Origin of the sequence: uncultured Aquimarina sp., from assembly GCF_947495315.1 — a bacterium.
Taxonomy (GTDB): Bacteria; Bacteroidota; Bacteroidia; order Flavobacteriales; family Flavobacteriaceae; genus Aquimarina.
Genome location: NZ_CANLYD010000003.1, coordinates 113,532 through 134,575 on the forward strand (window position 1 = coordinate 113,532; position 21,044 = coordinate 134,575).

The window sequence follows — 21,044 nt, forward strand, 5'->3', positions numbered from 1 at the left end:
TAATTTTACCCCAAGTATGTAGTTTCTTACCAAATACATATGATTTTGATAACTTCTTAAAAGAAAATATAGTGTGCTTCAAGCAAAATTTGAATTTGAGTTGAAATTATAGAGTGTTAAAAAATTATCAATGGATGATTTAAGGAAAAAAAGGGTTTGACGCATTGTTGGAATCCCCCGAAAACACAAAATCCTGCCTTATGGCAGGATTAAAGTGGAGTCGGAGGGATTCGAACCCTCGTCCAAACAAGTAATACAATAGCTTTCTACACGCTTAGTTTTTGTTTAATTTTCGTCGATATGAAAGACCAAAAACCGCCAACGTATCGCTTATTCTCAATTAAATTTCGAAACTATATCAAGATACTATAGTTTCTAGGTTTACTTTTACGATACTCAAAACCAAACGCCATAAACCAAGGCTTTTGAAGAGTATCCTGCTTGTCTACCTTGTAGACCGAGGCATTATCCTACTAAAATTCAGATTATGCAGCTAGGGCGTAGTTATTCTCGCCGTTTAAAAAAGGTGAAATATGATATTTACGAGCTATATCCCAGCGCTCGACGTGCTTACCACTCTATTAATCTCGCTGTCAAAACCAGTCGACCCCAATACTAATTACGAATGAAGAATTGCAAATTCAGATTATTAAAACATTCTAAAAAAAATCTGAACTCCTCACTCAAAATGGATGGCAAAGATAATCATATTTGTCATATCTTAGCCGCGCTTTTACATAAACAAAATACATACCAAAACTTTATGACTACATTCGGAATTATCAGAGAACGAAAAAACCCGCCAGATCGTCGGGTAGTCTTCTCACCAAACGGTCTTAGTGACACCGTGTCTCAATTTCCTGAGGCCTCTTTTAAGGTTGAAAGCTCTGATATTAGAATTTTTAGTGATGCAGATTATACAACTGCGGGCTTTGAGATTATTAATGATCTTTCTGATTGTGATGTTTTGTTAGGAGTAAAAGAAGTTCCGATTGATGCTTTGATCCCAAATAAAAAATATTTTTTCTTTTCACATACTATTAAAAAACAACCTTATAATAGAAAGTTGCTTAATGCAATCCTTGATAAAAACATCGAATTGTATGATCATGAGGTGATTATTAATGAAAGAGGGTTTAGACTTATTGGTTTTGGTCGTTATGCCGGTATTGTTGGTGCATATAATGGTTTTAGGGCACTAGGTCTTAAAAAGGATAGTTTCCAGCTTCCCAAAGCAGAAACTTTGCCCGATCAAAAGGCATTAGAATCAGAACTATCCAAGATCGATTTGCCAAGCATTAAGATTGTACTTACCGGAAAAGGAAAAGTAGGTGGTGGAGCCAAAGAAATTTTGGACGCTATGAAGATCAAAGAAGTCTCTGTTGGTGATTATCTAAACACTACTTTTAATGAACCGGTTTATACACAGATTGATGTTTTGGATTATAATAAGCGTAAGGATGGTCAAGTGATTGATAAAAAAGATTTTTATGATAATCCACAAGAATATATTAGTGACTTTATGAGATTTGCCAAAGTCAGTGATATGTATATTGCCGGCCACTTTTTTGGAGATGGAGCTCCTTTTATCTACACTCGAGAAGATGCAAAATCTGAGGACTTTAATATCAGTATAGTGGCGGATGTTTCTTGTGATATTGATGGCCCGGTTGCAACAACAATTAGGCCTTCTACTATTGCGGATCCTATTTATGGATACCACCCAGGTAGAGAAGAAGAAGTGGATTTCAAAGATCCGGAAGCCGTAGTAGTGATGGCAGTAGATAATTTGCCTTGTGAGTTACCTAAGGATGCGAGTGAAGGTTTTGGAGACATGTTTTTGGAACATGTGATCCCTGCATTTTTTAATAACGATGCAGATGGAGTTTTAGAACGTGCAAGAATGACACAAGATGGTAAATTGACGGCTAGATATTCCTATTTGCAGGATTATGTGGATGGAAAAGAATAAGTTTTATAAAACACAAATTATATTAAAAAATGACGACTCAGGAACTTGTTGATCAAATATGGAAAAAAAAATCCTTTTTATGTGTAGGTCTGGATGTGGATCTAACTAAAATTCCGAAACATTTATTAGAAGCAGAAGATCCAATTTTTGAGTTTAATAAAAAAATCATAGATGCTACGCACCATTTGGCGGTAGCGTATAAGCCTAATACCGCTTTTTATGAGGCATATGGACTAAAAGGATGGAGGTCTTTAGAAAAGACGATCCAATATCTAAATACTAATTATCCTGATGTTTTTACGATCGCGGATGCAAAACGAGGAGATATTGGTAATACAAGTGCGATGTATGCCAAGGCGTTTTTTGAAGATCTGGAGTTTGATTCGGTTACGGTAGCTCCTTATATGGGTAAGGATTCTATAGAACCGTTTTTAGGATTCCAGGGGAAGCATACCATTATGTTGGCACTTACTTCTAATCAAGGTGCTTTTGATTTTCAAACTAAAAATGTTGATGGAAGAGAGTTATATAAGCAGGTATTAGAAACTTCTAAAGAATGGCAGAATTCTGAGAATTTGATGTACGTAGTAGGAGCTACTAAAGCAGAATACCTAGCAGATATCAGAAAGATTATTCCCGATAGTTTTTTATTGGTACCCGGAGTTGGCGCTCAAGGCGGAAATCTGCAAGATGTATGCAAATACGGAATTAATGATCAGATTGGATTATTAATCAATTCATCTCGAGGAATTATATATGCTTCAAACGGATTAGATTTTGATACAGTTGCGGCAGAAAAAGCTAAGGAGCTTCAGCAACAAATGAAAGAAATATTAGAGGCTAGAAAGTAAAAAAAGGAAACTGAATGTATATTCAATTTCCTTTTTCTTTTAAATCAACAACTTCGAGGAAATAACCTTCGATGAGGGATTAAAAAAATTAACGTCTATTGGCTTTAAATACTTGTTTTGCATATCCCACAAGTCCATATGTGATAAAAATTACAAAAAATGCCAAAAAACTGTAAACAATAATGTTAAGTAATACTGAATCCATAGCCCCAAGATTTTTAAATTAATATTCTTTCCTACAATATAAAGAGTATTTGTAGGAATTCCTAATTTTAAAAGGTTAATTATTAAGGGTTTATGATTTTTTTATGATTACTGAATGACTTCAGAAATACGCTTAAGAAAAAAGTATGGTATACACAGATCAATTAGGTAGAGATATTAGGTTAACTTCAACTCCTGTGCGTATTATCTCCTTAGTTCCATCTCAAACCGAACTCCTGGTTGCATTAGGTTTATCAAATTATATAGTAGGTGTTACCAAGTTTTGCGTACATCCGGATAGCATAAGAAAAGAAAAGAGTGTCGTTGGTGGAACTAAGAATATTCATCTGGATAAAATCCATGAATTAAATCCGGATATTATTTTATGTAATAAAGAAGAAAACACAAGAGAGATCGTTGAAACATTACAAGAAGAGTATCCTGTTCATGTTTCGGATATAAGTACTATAGAAGAATCTTTGGAGTTGATAGGTCAGTATGGTGAGATTTTTAACAAGACTAATCAAGCTGCAGCACTAATTTCTGAAATTAGATCAGAATTGAAGAGTTTTTCAGAATTCATGAAGGATAAACCTCAAAAAAAAGTTGCTTATTTCATTTGGTGTAAACCTTGGATGGTAGCAGGCAAAGGAACATTTATTCATCATTTGTTAGGGATTAATGGATTTATAAATATGTTTGGTCATCAGGATCGTTATCCCGAGATTCTTGAAGAGCAATTCTCAAAATTAAATGATCTTGATCTTATCTTATTATCATCAGAACCGTTTCCTTTTTCTGAAGAGCATAAGGATGAAATACTAAAAATGCTTCCAGATACTAATGTGATTTTAGTAGATGGAGAGTATTTTTCTTGGTACGGTTCCAGATTAGTAGAAGCATTTACCTACTTCAGAACGCTTCACTAGCCTTATTGAAAGAGTTGAACAATACATTAATTACTGTTAACGCTACTTATAGTGAATAATAAGTCATTATCTTTACCCAGCAAGATACGTTATGCTTAACTACTCTATATATCATCATCCAGAAAATACCAATTGGGTAACTTTTGTTCACGGAGCAGGAGGTAGTTCTTCAATTTGGTTTAAACAGGTTAGGGAATTTAGAAGGCATTATAATGTGCTGTTACTAGATCTTCGAGGTCACGGGAAATCTAAACTAGCTTTTAAGGATGCATTTAATTTTAAATATACATTTGATTTTATTACTGAAGATATTGTCGAAGTGATTGATAAAGAAAATATCGCTAAATCCCATTTTGTAGGAATTTCACTTGGTACAATATTAATCAGAAATTTAGCGGAGAAACATCCAACAAGAGTGCAAAGTATGATTATGGGCGGTGCTATTATGAAATTAAACCTAAGATCTCAAGTATTGATGAAATTAGGTGTAGTTTTTAAGTCAGTAGTTCCTTATATGTTTCTATATAAGCTTTTCGCTTTTATTATTATGCCAAAAAAGAACCATAAACAGTCTAGGCTACTATTTGCCAATGAGGCTAAAAAGCTATATCAAAAAGAGTTTATTAGATGGTTTAGGCTAACATCAGAAATTAATCCTCTATTACGTTTTTTTAGGGATAAAGATATTAAGATACCGACACTTTATGTGATGGGAGAAGAAGATTATTTGTTTTTACCATCTATAGAAAAAATAGTATCCATCCACGAGTTTTCTAATCTTTTCGTAGTCAAGAATTCAGGGCATGTAGTTAATGTAGAACAACCAGAAATTTTTAATGAAGAATCGCTTTTGTTTTTGAATCAATTTTCCGTTTAATAATAGTTAAGCACGATGTTCCATTTTTTTGATTTCGGTCAAAATTTTATTTGCTTCCTCATGCAAAAGATCGCTTTTTTCTTTATCCTTAATAGCAAGATTATACGCATTTTTTATTAATCTGCAGTATCGCTTTTGCAGTTTTTGAAGATCAGTTTTGTCTTTAGACCACCAATAAAACATTTCCTTTCTTTTTATACAAAAGTATTAGATGTGATTTAATTATGTTCTTAAGAGGTAGTTAAGGTTATCTAATAGTATACTAAAAAGGGTAGTATGATTTTCATTCATACTACCCTTTTATAACTTTAATTAAATGATATTATGTTTTAGTATCCGTCGTTTTGTGGTAAAAGATTTGGATTTACGTTGATTTCTCTTTGTGGAATCGGTAAAACCAATCGACTATCATCAAAAGTTAAAGCTCCAATAGGAATTTCTAATCTTTTGAAATCATGCAGTTTATGTCCTTCAAATGCGAATTCTTTTAATCTTTCCAGAATGATATCTACATATGTTAAATCAGTTAATAGAAAAGCATTAGATCTAAATCGTACTGTATTAACATCGTTTATAGGATCTGTTCCTATTGCTGTGCCTAAGATAAAATTAGACTCAGCACGGATAAGATGCATTTCTGGCAACCTGAGGAATGGGATGTTTGCATTACCAAAAATCCATTTGAATGATGCAATACCAGATCCTGTTTCGTTATCGATATAAAAATAACCCGCTCTCGAATCATTAAAATCATCAAAAATCCCGAAAAAAGCGTCTTCGATCGATATATCAGGATTTCCTGGTCTTCCTCCGAATCTGTCGGTAGCCCAAAATGTATTCATACTGTTAGCTCCGTCTGAATCTGTTACTTGCCAAGCAAAAATATCTTCTGTAGAGTTATCATCATTGTTGTAAGCATCATCAAGTGAATCTGTTATTAAGAATCTTCCTGATTGTATTACTTCATTAGATAAATCTCTTGCAGCTTCATAATTACCTATTTGTAGTTGTACTCTGGCTAGTAAAGCTTTAGCCGCGTTATTAGAAGCAAAAACACCATTTGTTTCAGGTAATAATACAATTGCATCTTGTAAATCATTGATTATAAAATCATATACTTCACCAATCGTATTTCTAGATGGATAAGTGACATCATCTAATGTAATTACTGGAGTTCTGATAATGGGAACACCTGACTCTCCATCATTGATTCTATTATTATTATGTTTAGAGAAAAAACGCAACAAATCAAAATAAGTAAGAGCTCTTAAAAATTTGGCTTGACCTTCTACAGAGTTTTTACTATCGAGATTTTCAAAAACGTCTAGATTGTCAAGAACTATGTTTGCTTGATTACTGATGTTATATCCGTTTAACCATAAGTTAGCTACAAAGGTATTATTAGTGTTGATCACTTTAGTATTAAACTCACCTGGATCAGAAAATGTTCCGTTCCATTTTAGTTCTTGATCGTTAGCTAATAGTTCTGCGATTGTATAAATCTGGCCACCATAACTTGCTGCTTGCCCGGCTTGAGCATATGCTCCAACAAGAATATTGGTCACTTTTGCTGGTGTATCAAAAGCATCCTCGGTGGTTAGCGCTTGATTTGGGTCAATGTCTAACTGGTTTTCACAACTTACTGAGATTATCGAAAGAGTGAATACTATTATTATTTTTATATATGTTTTCATTTTTTTTACTTTAAGATTTTAGTATTAAATTTTAAAAATCGAATTTTTAGAATTCAATATTTATTCCTAGTGTATATGTTTTTGCAGGAGGAGCTGAGTAAAAGGAAGTACCAGTTCGCACGCCAGAATTCCCATTAAAATCTGCTGTAGATTCTGGATCGTATCCTTCATAATCAGTAATCGTTAATAAGTTAAGACCGCTAAAATAGAATCTTACTTTTTCCATATAAAACTTTTTAGAGTACGTAGGGTTGATTGTGTATCCTAATGTGATATTTCTTAGTCTTATAAAATCCGCTTCTTCTAGGTAACGCGTAGAATCCGCTTGGCCATTGTCTTGATTTAATCTTGCCTGAGGCACATCAGTTATATCTCCAGGATTTTGCCATCTATCTAGTTGATCTGCCGTTTGATTGTCAAGGAATTTACCATTTCCGGAAGTGAATTTACCTGCTTGATCAAAAATTGAAGCTCCAAACTCTCCTTGAAAAATAAATTGAAAATCTAAGCCTTTTATTTTTAAAGTATTTGTAAATCCAATTTGATAATCAGGAAAAGGGTCTCCTGTAACAATTTTATTAGCTTTAGCTACACTGTTAGTTAACGTTTTATCTAGTGAACCATCTTCATTTACTGTATTGGTATAGAATAACGCGTCTCCATTAGCTGGATCAACACCTGCGTATTCATATAGATAAAAAGAAGAAACAGCCTCACCTTTTCTGATGATATTCACACCATCTATAATATCTCCACTTGGTAGATCAGTAACTTCATTATCGTTTTTAGTAAATAACGCACCAACATTCCAAGTTAAAGATGGTTTAGAGATAATTCTTGCATTAATATTCACCTCAAATCCTTTATTTACTATTTCACCAATGTTTCTAACAATCGATGTAAAACCAGATGTACCAGGTAGTGGTTGGTTAAATAATAAATCATTAGTGGTTTTGTTATAATAATCAAATTCTCCTGAAATAGTATTGTTGAACAATCCAAAATCTACCCCTAAGTCATATTGAGTAGTTTTTTCCCAACGTAATTCGTTATCTCCTAATTGAATTGGTGATACTCCAAGTCGCTCATTATAAGTTGTTACTCCGTAAAGATCTTTACTGGCAAAATTTCCTATTTCTGCATTTCCTGTAATACCCCAACTACCTCTAAGTTTGAACTTATTTAAGAAGTTAGAATTAACTAAAAATCGTTCATTACTAACTACCCAAGCCGCTGATGCTGCAGGGAACCAACCAAATTGTGAATCCTCACCGAATCTAGAAGAACCATCACGACGAATACTTAGATTGAAAAGGTATTTTTCTGCTATAGAAAAACGTGACCTAGCAAAGTATGATAAAAAGTTGTACTTGGTTTTATTAGATCCACCATTTGTGATTAAAACTGCATTGTCTAATGTTTGTAGATCATCTGATGGAAATCCTTGTCCAATTGTGAATTGACTTTTACGATTAGTTTCCTCAAAACTTCCTCCCAGAGTGGCAGAAAAGTCTACAGAATCTCCAAAAGTTCGCTTATAACTTAAATAATTGGTTAAAATGTAACGTTCTGTTATAGCATTACTAACAGTACCAACTCCTCCTGCAGATGCGAATTCGGTTAAGCTTCCTGAGAATCTTTCTGCATTTTGGTTATTAGCATCATATCCAATTTCAGATTTATATTGTAGGTAATCATTTATATAAAAATCACCATAAATGTTAGCTGTAGTTCTCCAAATATCCGTAACAAATCTTCCCGTTTGTTCTTGTCCAAGAAAGTTTTGAAATAACGTAGAATTACCATCTACATTCGCTGTGCCATCTTCTAGCAAAGCTGGTGTTAATGGAGACTGTGCTATAGATTGAAGCGGAGAGATAAAAGCATTATCATTAGATAATCGATCGATGGTTACCTTAGATAGGTTAATGTTTACTCCAATGGTAGATTTTTCAGTAATATCAGCATCTACTTTACCTCTTAAAGTATAACGATCCAACTCATTTCCTAAGATGATACCTTCGGTTTTGTTATACGAGGTAGAAAGAAAGTATTTTATTTTTTCACCTCCTCCAGATGCGGATAGGTCTATATCTTGAGTAATACCTTCTACCAATGCTAAGTCCTGCCAATCAGTATCTACTTCATTATTTCTCCAATCACGACCTAGTGATAATTGATCAAATTGTGTTTCGATTTCACTTAAAGAAAGACCACTGTTTAGTGCAGCTTCTGTGTAAAATTCTACATACTCCTCAGAATCCAAGAATTCTCTTTTATTCGTAGCAAAGTTCCATCCCGATGCTGTATTTAAAGTAACCTTGGTTTTTCCTGCTTTTCCTTTTTTTGTGGTGATGATAATAACACCATTTGTTCCTCTGGCACCATAGATCGCCGCTGAAGAAGCATCTTTTAGAAAATCGATAGAATCAATATCGTTAGGGTTAAGACCTATCAAAGGGTTGATAGGAGAGTTGTTTATAGATTCGTCGTCGTTAATCAACGGCACTCCATCTAATACATATAAAGGTTCCTGAGATGCACCAATAGTAGAAATACCTCTAATCCTAACTTTAATACCAGATTCTACTCTTCCGGAAAGTTGAGTAATTTGAACCCCAGTAACTTTACTTGTCATTAATGATTGAATACCAGGAGTATTGACATCTGCTATATCATTAGCGCGGATACTAGATATACTAGCCGTTATTTCTTTTCTAGAAGAACTACCATATCCAATAAGGACTACCTGGTCTAAGCCTTCAATATTGTCTTTTAATGTAATATTTATTACTGTTGATCCGGTAATAACAATTTCTTTTGTTTCAAAACCAACATAGGAAAATATTAGGGTATCTCCTGAGTTCGCTTCGATAGAATAGTTTCCATCAAAATCTGTTTGAACTCCGTTACTGGTATTTTTTACTAGAACGTTTGTCCCCGGAAGTGGGATTCCTGATTCGTCAATAACCGTTCCCGTTATTGTTTTCTCTTGGGCTTCAATAAGTCCAGAGCACAGAAGCATAAGCATAGCTATGCTAAGTTTGATTAAGTTTTTCATTGAGGGCGTTTTTAAATCGGGCACGAAATTACGTTAATCCCGTAGTAAAAACACCCCTACATCAGAATAACCTCCTATAAATGATGGGTTTGTCTTGAGAATATCAAAATGTATTCAAGAGGTAAATTCCCTTATTCTTAATGAATCGTAAAATTATTTGTTATTATAATAGCAAAACAGACAAAAGTGTGAGTTTCTGTGAAAAATTAAAAAATCGTTAAAATTAACATTTGATTCGATAAAAAGCAGGTGTTGTACGTCTATTCTTTCATCAATTATTTTCCATCCTGAAGTGCAAAAACCTTACGTAATAAATCCGTAGTTCTAGAACTAAGTTTAGTTCTGATTTCTCCTTCTTCTACTGCAATCATAGTGTATACTCCATCTAAGGCCTCACTAGTTACGTAGTCTGTAAGATCTGGATTTACGTTGCTGGTAAAAGGAATAGCGTTGTATTTATTAATGATATTTGACCAAACACGATCGGCTCCTACCTTAGATAGTGAGTTTTTAATAACAGGATTAAATTTTGAATACAGAGCTGTCTTAGTAGTACCTTTTAGATATTCCGTTGCGGCATTATTATTACCTAGTAAGATTTGTTTAGCATCATTAAATGTTATTTGCTTTACAGCATTTACAAAAATAGGTGTAGCTTCTTTTACTGCATCTTCAGCTGCTCTATTAAGAACTTTAAGACCTTCATCTGCTAGATTATCAAGACCGATATCCCTTAATGCTTTATCTACTTTTCGTAATTCATCAGGTAATACAATTTTTACCAATTCATTTCTAAAAAATCCGTCTTTTTGAGTAAGCTTAGTTACTTGCTTATCGATCCCTTTATCTAATGCTTGTCTAAGACCATTACCTATATCAATATTACTAAGTCCTATTGCTCCAGTGGTTTCCTGAGGAAGACTCTCTATTACTTGTTGAAGTTCTGCGCAACTTGATAGTTGAAATATAACTAGTACTAAAAAAATTCTTTTCATAATTTCTTATTAGATTTGAGATGATAATCATTTAATATGAATTCAAAGTTAATTTTTTTCATACTATCTATCTTAATCATTTCCTGTAAAAATAGAGAAGATCTAGCAAAAGTAGAGGTAAAGGTATCTGATAATTTTGATCAATACATAACTGTTTTAGGAATTGCTCAGGATGGAGGCTATCCTCATATTAATAATACGGAGGAGTTTAAAGGTGTTAAAGAAGGTGAATTCGCAAAGGAACTCGTTGTTTCTTTAGGGATCATAGACCAACAGAAAAAAAAGAAGTTTTTAATAGAAGCTACTCCAGATTTACCTGAACAATTAGCTATGCTAGATGAAGGATATTTACATCACGAGAAAATTATTGACGGAGTATTCTTAACCCATGCACATATTGGTCATTATACAGGTCTTATATATTTTGGGAGAGAAGCCATGGGATCAAAAGATATTAATGTATTCGCAATGCCAAAAATGAAATGGTTTTTGGAAAATAATGGGCCTTGGTCTCAATTAGTGGATTTGCAAAACATTAAAATCAATTCATTAGAAAATGAAATTTCTGTTGCCATTACTGAAAATATAGAAATAACACCATTTCTTGTTCCACATCGAGATGAATTTTCTGAGACCGTTGGTTATAGAATCAAAGGCAAAAATAAATCAGCACTATTTATTCCTGATATTAATAAATGGTCATTATGGAATAAAAATATTATTGATGAAATCAAAAAGGTGGATTATGCATTTATTGATGCCACTTTTTTTAAAGATGGGGAGATTCCAAGACCTATGTTAGAGGTTCCTCATCCGTTTGTTCAGGAAACTATTGAATTGTTCAAAAATGAATTAAAAGAGATAAAATCTAAGATTGTCTTTATTCATTTTAATCACTCGAACCCTTTGATTCATAAGAATAACAAAAAAAGAATGCAACTAGAAAAAGAAGGATATCAGTTTGCAAATACCGGTGATATTTTTCCATTATGAGAAAACTATAAACTTGATTATCTATGTATTCTATAAAGACTTTACTATTCATTTAGTCCATTTTCTTAAAGTACTTTGAAGTGACTTAAAGCTATAAGTTCTAACAGTAAGATTTGAAACATAAAATCACCGAAAACAGGGTGTAGTACTATGATGTTTCGACTTATCTTTAGGGTTGTGATAAAATAACATAGAGGATTACATATGTTTTGGAAAAAAGACTTGAAATTACCTATTACTCTAGAAGATAAAAAATGGGTTGAAGAAAGTATTACATTTCTTGAAGATAAAATAGGAGAAAGGGAAGCTAAAATAAGAACTGTATTACCAACTCATCCTTATTTTCAAAGGGAGTTTGAAGGTACTATATCGGATGTGAGGCTTTTACTGAATATGATCATGAAACTGATGAATATAGAAAATGTTAATATTCAGGTGGAATTATTTAATTCGGGATCTGTAAAAACGAAAGATGGAAGAATTCTTACAACACCAGCTGATATCAATGGGAGATGGAAAAGTGCTACAGGAATGTATCAAAACGTAGATGGTATAACTACCATTTTTATAGCTAATGATCAACTTAATAAACCAGAATCCCTAATCGCTACAATTGCTCATGAATTGTCACATCAATTACTTTTGGGAGAACATTGGATTAAGGATAATGATGAGTATCTAACAGATCTTTTGGCTATCGTATATGGTTTTGAGATTTTTATAGGGAACTCAAAATTTAATTTTTCTTCGGAGCAAATAGGATTTAATAATATCTGGAAAATGAGTAAGCAGGGATATTTGCCAGATCAAGTTATTGCGTATGCTATGGCGTATTTATCTTTAAAGCGTGGAGAATCTATTAACTATGTTACATTTTTAGATAAAACTATTGCAAAGTATTTTAAACAAAGTATAAAGTATCTTAAAAAGAAAGATTTTAAATCTGTTGCTTCAGATTCGGTAAAAGAAAGTATTACTTCACAAGAAGCTGTGGAGATACCTACAAGTTTTAAGGAAAATATTTTAGAAGAGAAGCTACAAGAAAAATCAACAGATTCCAGAGAATTTAAAATTGATGATATCGAAGGGTTAGAAAGGGTATCTATAGTAGAAGCTTGTTCTCAAGAAGATATTCCATTAGTAAAACATTTACTTCAAATAGGAGAGGAAGTAAATACTACTTCTGAATTAGGTTTCTCTGCTTTGAATATGGCAATTATTAGAAATAATATCAGCTTAATAAAAATACTTCTTGAAGCTGGAGCAGATATTAATTTTCAGAATACTGAAGTATTTGGTTTTGGAGTAACACCTCTTATATCTGCTATTAAGGAAAATAATGAAACTATTATAAAGTTATTGTTAAATCACGGTGCAGATCCTACTATATCAAATTATTTTCATAAGACACCTTTGATGATAGCTGCGGAAGAGAATGCGATAGAAGCAGCAAAAATATTATTAGAGAACAAAACACCTATTGAGCTAGGATCGCGCAGAGGCGTATATTTAGAAACACCGTTATGTGTAGCTGTTTTAAAGAACCATACAGAGATGGTTACCCTGCTTATTCAGAAAGGCGCAAAGACAAAACCGCTTAGAAAATTGCCACGACATGAGATACATCCCAAAATGGTGAAATGGTTAAAACAACATAAATATTTATAAAAATTAGTATACCTGGTTTTAATATTTTAGGAATTCAAAAACAAAAATACAGGCAACTTATTCACTTATTTTATAAAAATAATATGGAAAGTATTCGTTTGCAAAATGAAGGATATCAGTTCACAAATACTGATGACATATTTGAGTTAAGAGAAAATAACTGTTTTGTTATTATAGACTAATACCTTTCTTTCTACATGATGCTTTATGGCTCGTGATAAAACGATCTTTTCCAGATCACGACCTTTCAGAATAAAATCGTGTACATTATGTATATGGGAGACTCGCACTATTTCTTGTTCTATGATTGGTCCTTCATCAAGGTCAGTGGTAACATAATGACTGGTTGCACCAATTATTTTTACACCTCGCTCATACGCAGAGTGATATGGTTTTGCACCTGGAAAAGCTGGTAAAAACGAATGATGGATGTTGATAATTTTATTAGGAAACTGATCCACAAATTTTTCAGAAAGAATTTGCATATATCTGGCTAAAACAATGAAATCTACTTTGTGTTCTTTTAATAATGCTATTTGTTCAGCTTCAGCCTGTTCTTTATTAGATTTATTAACAGATATGTGTTTAAAAGGGATGTTAAAATTATCTGCAATCGGTTTTAGATCCAGATGATTACTAATAATGATTGGAATTTTCACTGGAAGTTCTCCAGAAGCATGTCTTCCTAAGATGTCGTATAAGCAATGATCATACTTAGAAACAAAAAGCGCCATTTTCGACTTCTTTTCGGCGTTATACATCTCCCAATGCATATTATAATTATCGGCAACTACTTTATTAAAAGATTCTTTAAACAATGCTAGTTTTTCTTCATCCTGGTCAAACTCACATTCTAATCTCATAAAAAACTCACCTAATTCTCTGTCCACGTGTTGTTCGATATACACTGTGTTTCCTTTTTTAGCTAAAATAAAATTGGTTACCGTGGCTATGATTCCCTTTTTATCCAAACAGTTGATGAGTAAGGTTGTTTTTTTCATAGGTTAATTAGATTGTGGGTTCTGTTTTCCGGATATAAACTTACTATATAAGAAGGTAAATATTGTAATAATTTCTTACAAAGATGGAGTGGATTCATCGTTTTTAAATAATTTAAAGCATAAGCTTGATTTTTCTAAATTATTTGCAAAAAATAAAGGCTGATTTTAGTAATAATCAGCCTTTACGAATTTAATATTTGGTGGAAATTATTTGATGTCCTCGATCACATTGTTTATCAATGTTCTTAAATGATCTTTATGTGCTTTAGATAATTTGTTTCCTGTACCATTAGAAACCATAGATCTTATTCTTTTTAAGTTATACAATGCCATAGATTTAGAAGCATACGTATATTTTGGTCCTTTAGGGCTTGACTTAGAGACTACATTGATAAGTCTATTTGTATATTCTAATTGAAGGTTTTGTCTAAATGTATTTATCGAACCTGCAGCATCCGCTTGGAAAATAGCATTGTTTAGATCTGTCATAAATTCTGATAATTTGTACTCATTACCATATAATTCTGAGTCAGTAATACGTTGCAAAGTATTAGGGTGTATGATGTGATCCAATACTCTTTTTTGATAAGCAAGCACAAGATCATGGATCTTCGGATCTTCGGGACCACCAAAGAAATTATATCCTCTTCGTTGCATAGCGATATAATTATATAAATCATTTGGAGCTTTATATGCATCTGGTGCAAATACGTACTTTTTTAAGGCACCCATCGCTCTTTTTTGATCCTCATAGCTAACAGGAGTGTATGGCTTAGCTGCAGCATCTTGTCCTACCATACTTCTATCTACATAAACTCCGCCAATAAATCTAGAAATCACATTTCCTGCTTGACCATATTGACTTCTTAAGATATAATAGGCTTGTCTTAACTCCTGATAAGATTCTCCTTTTTTACTGAATTTTAGTTTGATTTCTCCCATCATATCATTCACTAACTCCATTCTATTGATAGAATATGTTATTTGATCGTTAGACATATCACCAATCATTACTCTTGGGTCAATTGCCTTTCCTGGAGCACGCATATCATCTGCGTCATTACCAAAAATTAATTCAGGTTTAGTAGATTGACTGGCGATTTTTTCCAGTTCGCTTTCAGAATTTACTGGAGTATATCCAAATTGAATTGCCCATTTATCATAAGGTCCTACAGTTGTAGAAAAATAATGTCCTTGATTTAATTTGTCGTTTGTAACATTAATTGCAGTATAGTCCATTACAGACCCAGTAAGACATTTGTCTTTGATAAATTCTGGATTATTTAATTGTTCTGGTGAGAATAACTGACTTGCCTTCATATTGTGATTTAGTCCTAATGTATGACCCACTTCATGCATGATAAGCTCTTTCATAGCTTCCATTTTCATGCCTTTCATTTCGTTATCATTTGCTCCATAAGCGGTAAGAGCAGCTTGTCCGAATAAAGAGTTCTCTTGCATTACATGACCATATGAGCAATATAAATGTTTGTCTTTGATCATTGTCGGGTAGTTATCCGTTTCTAATTGATCATTGGCAGTAAGATTAAACAATCTGTCATATTTTACACGGTTGGTATGAAATACATACTCTAGCATAATATCTGCACCCATAATTTCTCCTGTTCTAGGATTTACAAAACTAGGTCCATATCCACCAAATGGTGGTCTTGGGGAAGATGTCCACCTTAATACATTGTATCTAATATCTCCTGCATCCCAAGTAGCATCGTCCGGTTGTAATTTTACGACCATTGCATTTTTAAAACCGGCTTTTTCGAATGCTTTGTTCCATTCTAATACAGCTTCTTTAATGGTTTCTCTAAACTCTACAGGAGTTGTATTTTCCATCCACCATACGATTGGTTGTACAGGTTCAGAAATTGCTTGACTTGGATCTTTCTTAACTAAATTCCAGCGATGTACCAGATCTCTATAAGGAGTTGGACTTGTAGAAGTCATATCGGTTACTTGTGTAAAGAAATAACCAATTCTTGGGTCATCAAATCTTGGTTTGTAATCATTCTCAGGCATTGCAATTAAACTATGCTCTACTTTAATAGTAACATTTCTACCGTCAGTTACTGCTTCAGAACCCCCATTAAGTATATTAGATTTTGAATATACATAGTGACTATTAATATTCAGATTTTCTGGATAATTTTTAATAGTCTTAATTTTAGTTTTTTCTTTACTCAGAGAACCTATTTTAAAAGCAAATGGTGATTGCCCTGGGAAATTAGGCATCTTAATTTGTTCAAAAGTCTCCTTTAGAAAAAGATCATCTGATTTTATTAGATATAATCCTTTTTCTTCATCTAAAGCTTCGATTTTTAAACTTGCCATGATTCCTTCACTAATATTGGCATTAGAGGCTTTAGATAAGGCATTGTTTTCATCAAAGTAATAAGAAACGTTTTGAGTTACAAATTCAATCTTATTGTAATGTTTTTCGATTTTAAAAACTTTATTATTCATATAAGCTCCTCTAAAAGCACCTGCTTCTAGCACTCCATCTGCAATCTGACTGAAATAAATAAATTCTTTTCCAATTTGATCTTTTTTAATCAGCATTTTGGTCGTACCATCAATAGTATCTCGGTACATTGTAAATAAACCCTCAATTTTCTCACTCTTTTTGGTAAGATCTTCAATAGATTTTTCTTTGGAGTCCTTTTTAGGTGCATCCACCTGTTCAGTTTCTCCCTTTTTTGATTTTTTCTTTTTCTTACGTTGTGCTTCCGCATTCTGGATTCCAAATCCTAAAACGAACACAAGCGATAAGAGAAATAATTTGTTTTTTGATGATGTAATTTTCATTTTTTAAAATGTATTTGTTTTCAATAATTTCGGAAGATATCATTTTCCTTATATAGTAAAAAAGTGTTTAACAAATGTGTTAACATATTATTAGCAGCTATTTACGCAGTGTAATTGTGTTTTGTTACAAGATTTAGAAAAGAATAAGTGTTAACTTTGAACTATAAATAATGAAATAACTAATCAGGTTAAATAAATTATATAATTCTAAAAAAATAATCGTTTTTGGTGCGTATTTCGTAAATTAGCACCTCTAAAAACACTTTTTATTGTCAATGGAACAAATAGCACCTTATAAGCCAAAAAATAAAGTTAGAATTGTAACTGCAGCATCATTATTTGATGGGCATGACGCGGCCATTAATATTATGCGTCGTATTATCCAATCTACTGGAGTAGAAGTCATACACTTGGGTCATGATAGAAGTGTAGAAGAGGTAGTGAATTGTGCAATTCAAGAAGATGCTAATGCTATTGCGATGACTTCGTATCAAGGAGGTCATAATGAGTATTTTAAATATATGTATGATTTGCTTAAAGAAAAGGGAGCAACGCATATTAAAATATTCGGTGGAGGAGGAGGAGTAATCCTACCGGAAGAGATTAAGGATTTAATGGATTACGGAATCACTCGTATCTATTCTCCTGACGATGGAAGAGCATTGGGATTACAGGGTATGATTAATGATTTGGTTAAACAATCGGATTTTCCTATTGGAGATAACCTTAATGGAGAGGTGGATCATTTAGCTGATAAAGAAATTGGGTCTATTGCTCGTGTAATTTCTGCTGCGGAGAATTTTCCTGACATTGCTAAAGACACGCTGGATCAAATCCATGAAAAAAATAAAACATCAAAAACACCAGTTTTAGGTATTACAGGAACGGGTGGAGCAGGAAAATCTTCTTTAGTAGATGAGTTAGTACGAAGGTTTCTAATCGATTTTCCTAATAAAACAATAGGATTGATTTCTGTCGATCCATCTAAACGTAAAACAGGAGGGGCTTTGTTAGGAGATCGTATTCGCATGAATGCTATAAACTCGCCTAGAGTATATATGCGTTCACTAGCTACGAGGCAATCTAATTTGGCATTATCTAAATATGTTGCAGAGGCTATTGAAGTGTTAAAAGCGGCAGAGTTTGATATTATTATTCTAGAAACTTCGGGTATCGGACAATCTGATACCGAAATTTTAGAACATAGTGATACGTCGCTTTATGTAATGACTCCAGAGTTTGGAGCGGCTACTCAGTTAGAGAAGATTGATATGCTTGATTTTGCAGATTTAGTAGCAATCAATAAATTCGATAAAAGAGGTTCTCTAGATGCGCTAAGAGATGTGAAAAAACAATACATGCGTAATCATCAGTTATGGGATGTTCCGCAAGATGATTTGCCTGTGTACGGAACTATAGCTTCACAGTTCAATGATCCTGGAATGAATACGCTTTATAAAGCGATCATGGATAAGGTGGTAGAGAAAACAGGAGCTGATCTAAAATCCGATTTCCATATCTCTAAAGAAATGTCTGAGAAGATATTTGTAATACCACCAAGTAGGACACGATACTTATCTGAAATTTCAGAAAATAATAGAGCCTACGATAAAACTGCGGATAAACAAGTAGAAGTTGCACAGAGATTATATGGAATTTATAAAACCATTTGTAGTGTTGCGAATTTAGATTTCTTAGACTTATCTAAAAATGGTATTGATGAAGAAAGCCTTAGAAAAGTTAAGAACAATGAAAATACAGATTTCTTAAAATTATTATTAGCCGAGTTCGATCGGGTAAAACTAAACCTTGATCCTCATAATTGGGAGGTAATAACTGGCTGGGCAGCAAAAGTGCAGAAATACAAAGATCCTATTTACTCCTTTAAGGTAAGAGATAAAGAAATTAAAATAGAAACACATACCGAATCTTTATCACATAGTCAGATTCCTAAAGTGGCATTGCCAAAATATCAAGCTTGGGGTGATATCTTAAAATGGTGTTTGCAAGAGAATGTTCCTGGTGAGTTTCCTTTTGCATCTGGATTATATCCTTTTAAGCGTACTGGAGAAGATCCTACACGTATGTTTGCTGGAGAAGGTGGTCCAGAGAGAACCAACAGACGTTTTCATTATGTGAGTTTAGGAATGCCGGCAAAACGTTTGTCAACAGCTTTTGACTCGGTTACACTTTATGGGAATGATCCTGATCATAGACCAGATATTTATGGTAAAATTGGGAATGCTGGAGTTTCGATTTGTTGTTTGGATGATGCTAAAAAACTATACTCTGGTTTTGATCTTACCCATGCAATGACATCTGTTAGTATGACTATTAATGGTCCTGCTCCGATGTTGCTAGGATTTTTTATGAATGCTGCAATCGATCAGAACTGTGAAAAATACATCAAGGAAAATGACCTTGAAGCTGAGGTACAAGCTAAAATCGAGAAAATATATAAAGACAAAGGCGTGGCACGTCCAGCGTATCAGGGAGAACTTCCTGAAGGTAATGACGGATTAGGGTTAATGCTGTTAGGAGTAACCGGTGATCAGGTGTTACCAGCTGATGTATATGCAGAAATTAAGGCAACAACCTTGAATACTGTTCGTGGAACGGTACAAGCGGATATCTTAAAAGAAGACCAGGCACAGAATACTTGTATATTCTCTACGGAATTTGCACTGCGATTAATGGGAGATGTACAAGAATATTTTATAGAAAAGCAAGTTCGTAACTTTTATTCTGTTTCTATTTCAGGATATCATATTGCCGAAGCGGGAGCAAATCCAATTACTCAGTTAGCGCTAACATTAGCTAACGGATTTACGTATGTAGAATATTACCTAAGTAGAGGTATGGATATTAATAAGTTTGGACCAAACTTATCCTTCTTTTTCTCTAATGGTATTGATCCGGAATATGCTGTGATTGGTAGAGTTGCTCGTAAAATTTGGGCAAAAGCTTTAAAGGATAAGTATGGAGCTAATGCAAGGGCACAGATGCTTAAGTACCATATTCAGACATCTGGTCGTTCATTACATGCGCAAGAAATTGATTTCAATGACATACGTACAACATTACAAGCGTTATACGCAATCTATGACAACTGTAATTCATTACATACCAATGCCTATGATGAGGCTATTACTACACCTACAGAAGAATCTGTGCGTAGAGCGATGGCTATACAGTTGATTATCAATAAAGAATTAGGGTTAGCCAAAAACGAAAACCCAATTCAGGGATCTTTTATTATAGAAGAATTAACTGATTTAGTTGAAGAAGCAGTATTAACAGAATTTGATAGGATTACAGAACGCGGTGGAGTGCTAGGAGCGATGGAAACGATGTACCAGCGTAGCAAAATACAAGAAGAAAGTTTGTATTACGAAACCTTAAAGCATAACGGAGAGTTTCCGATAATTGGAGTAAATACATTTTTAAGTTCTAAAGGTTCTCCAACGGTAACTCCAGGAGAAGTAATTCGTGCAACAGAAGAAGAAAAGCAGTATCAAATTACAATGCTTAATGAATTACAGAAAGGGAATGTGGACAAAACTTCAGAATTGCTAAAAGATTTACAAGAAAGAGCAATTACGAATCAAAATATTTTTGAAGCGTTAATGGAAGTATGTAAAAAATGCTCTTTAGGTCAGATTACCTCTTCATTATTCGAAGTAGGAGGACAGTATCGTAGAAATATGTAAGCAGAGAACCAACATCTGCAAGCTGCAAAGCGCAGTAGATGTTGTGTGAATCGCTTATCCCGCAGAACGAAGAGATTGCGGGATCTAATTTAGTCTCGAAGGCTAGATTATGGGGTGTGTGAATCGCTTATCCCGCAGAACGAAGAGATTGCGGGATCTAATTTAGTCTCGAAGGCTAGATTATGGGATGTGTGAATCGCTTATCCCAGACTTGTTTTGGGATCTATATTATGTGAATAGCTTACCCCTCAGAACTTTGAGATTGCGCG

The 21,044-nt window shown here is 33.5% G+C and carries 13 protein-coding genes and 1 other RNA gene; 7 read left to right on the forward strand and 7 right to left on the reverse strand.

What is annotated here, in order from left to right:
• Positions 1–212: 212 nt before the first annotated feature.
• Positions 213–611: a transfer-messenger RNA gene (ssrA, locus tag Q0910_RS06340) on the reverse strand.
• Positions 612–763: 152 nt separating this feature from the next.
• On the opposite strand from ssrA, the gene Q0910_RS06345 reads away from it, so the two are divergent.
• From Q0910_RS06345 to Q0910_RS06360, 4 genes are all read left to right on the forward strand, one after another.
• Entirely contained in the window at positions 764–1,972 is a 1,209-nt protein-coding gene (locus tag Q0910_RS06345) for an NAD(P)-dependent oxidoreductase (RefSeq protein ID WP_299214595.1), read from the forward strand.
• 29 nt (positions 1,973–2,001) lie between these two features.
• On the forward strand, positions 2,002–2,823 hold the full coding sequence (gene pyrF, locus Q0910_RS06350) for an orotidine-5'-phosphate decarboxylase (protein ID WP_299213703.1): 822 nt from the start codon (positions 2,002–2,004) through the stop codon (positions 2,821–2,823).
• Between the two features lie 350 nt (positions 2,824–3,173).
• The gene (locus Q0910_RS06355; RefSeq protein WP_299213705.1) at positions 3,174–3,956 is read left to right on the forward strand and encodes a helical backbone metal receptor; all 783 of its coding nucleotides are present in this window, start codon (positions 3,174–3,176) and stop codon (positions 3,954–3,956) included.
• A 91-nt stretch (positions 3,957–4,047) separates the two neighbouring features.
• Complete coding sequence (locus tag Q0910_RS06360) at positions 4,048–4,833, forward strand: alpha/beta hydrolase (protein ID WP_299213707.1); 786 nt, start codon at positions 4,048–4,050, stop codon at positions 4,831–4,833.
• 6 nt (positions 4,834–4,839) lie between these two features.
• Here the strand turns inward: Q0910_RS06360 and Q0910_RS06365 are convergent, their stop codons facing one another.
• From Q0910_RS06365 to Q0910_RS06380, 4 genes are all read right to left on the reverse strand, one after another.
• Complete coding sequence (locus Q0910_RS06365) at positions 4,840–5,016, reverse strand: Lacal_2735 family protein (RefSeq protein WP_299213710.1); 177 nt, start codon at positions 5,014–5,016, stop codon at positions 4,840–4,842.
• A gap of 146 nt (positions 5,017–5,162) precedes the next feature.
• Positions 5,163–6,527, reverse strand: coding sequence for a RagB/SusD family nutrient uptake outer membrane protein (locus Q0910_RS06370; protein WP_299213712.1), 1,365 nt, complete (start codon positions 6,525–6,527; stop codon positions 5,163–5,165).
• A gap of 46 nt (positions 6,528–6,573) precedes the next feature.
• A complete protein-coding gene (locus Q0910_RS06375) occupies positions 6,574–9,588 on the reverse strand; it encodes a TonB-dependent receptor (RefSeq protein ID WP_299213713.1) in 3,015 nt (1,004 codons plus the stop codon).
• A 275-nt stretch (positions 9,589–9,863) separates the two neighbouring features.
• The gene (locus Q0910_RS06380) at positions 9,864–10,583 is read right to left on the reverse strand and encodes a DUF4197 domain-containing protein (protein WP_299213715.1); all 720 of its coding nucleotides are present in this window, start codon (positions 10,581–10,583) and stop codon (positions 9,864–9,866) included.
• A 36-nt stretch (positions 10,584–10,619) separates the two neighbouring features.
• On the opposite strand from Q0910_RS06380, the gene Q0910_RS06385 reads away from it, so the two are divergent.
• Positions 10,620–11,576 (forward strand): MBL fold metallo-hydrolase, encoded by a 957-nt coding sequence (locus tag Q0910_RS06385; protein ID WP_299213717.1) that lies wholly within the window; start codon positions 10,620–10,622, stop codon positions 11,574–11,576.
• Between the two features lie 204 nt (positions 11,577–11,780).
• The gene (locus Q0910_RS06390) at positions 11,781–13,244 is read left to right on the forward strand and encodes an ankyrin repeat domain-containing protein (RefSeq protein WP_299213719.1); all 1,464 of its coding nucleotides are present in this window, start codon (positions 11,781–11,783) and stop codon (positions 13,242–13,244) included.
• A gap of 146 nt (positions 13,245–13,390) precedes the next feature.
• On the opposite strand, the gene purU is transcribed toward Q0910_RS06390, so the two are convergent.
• Positions 13,391–14,245, reverse strand: a complete 855-nt coding sequence (gene purU / locus Q0910_RS06395; protein WP_299213721.1) for a formyltetrahydrofolate deformylase — start codon at positions 14,243–14,245, stop codon at positions 13,391–13,393.
• 207 nt (positions 14,246–14,452) lie between these two features.
• Complete coding sequence (locus Q0910_RS06400) at positions 14,453–17,065, reverse strand: zinc-dependent metalloprotease (protein WP_299213723.1); 2,613 nt, start codon at positions 17,063–17,065, stop codon at positions 14,453–14,455.
• Between the two features lie 275 nt (positions 17,066–17,340).
• On the opposite strand from Q0910_RS06400, the gene Q0910_RS06405 reads away from it, so the two are divergent.
• Entirely contained in the window at positions 17,341–20,775 is a 3,435-nt protein-coding gene (locus Q0910_RS06405; RefSeq protein ID WP_299213725.1) for a methylmalonyl-CoA mutase family protein, read from the forward strand.
• Positions 20,776–21,044: the final 269 nt, after the last annotated feature.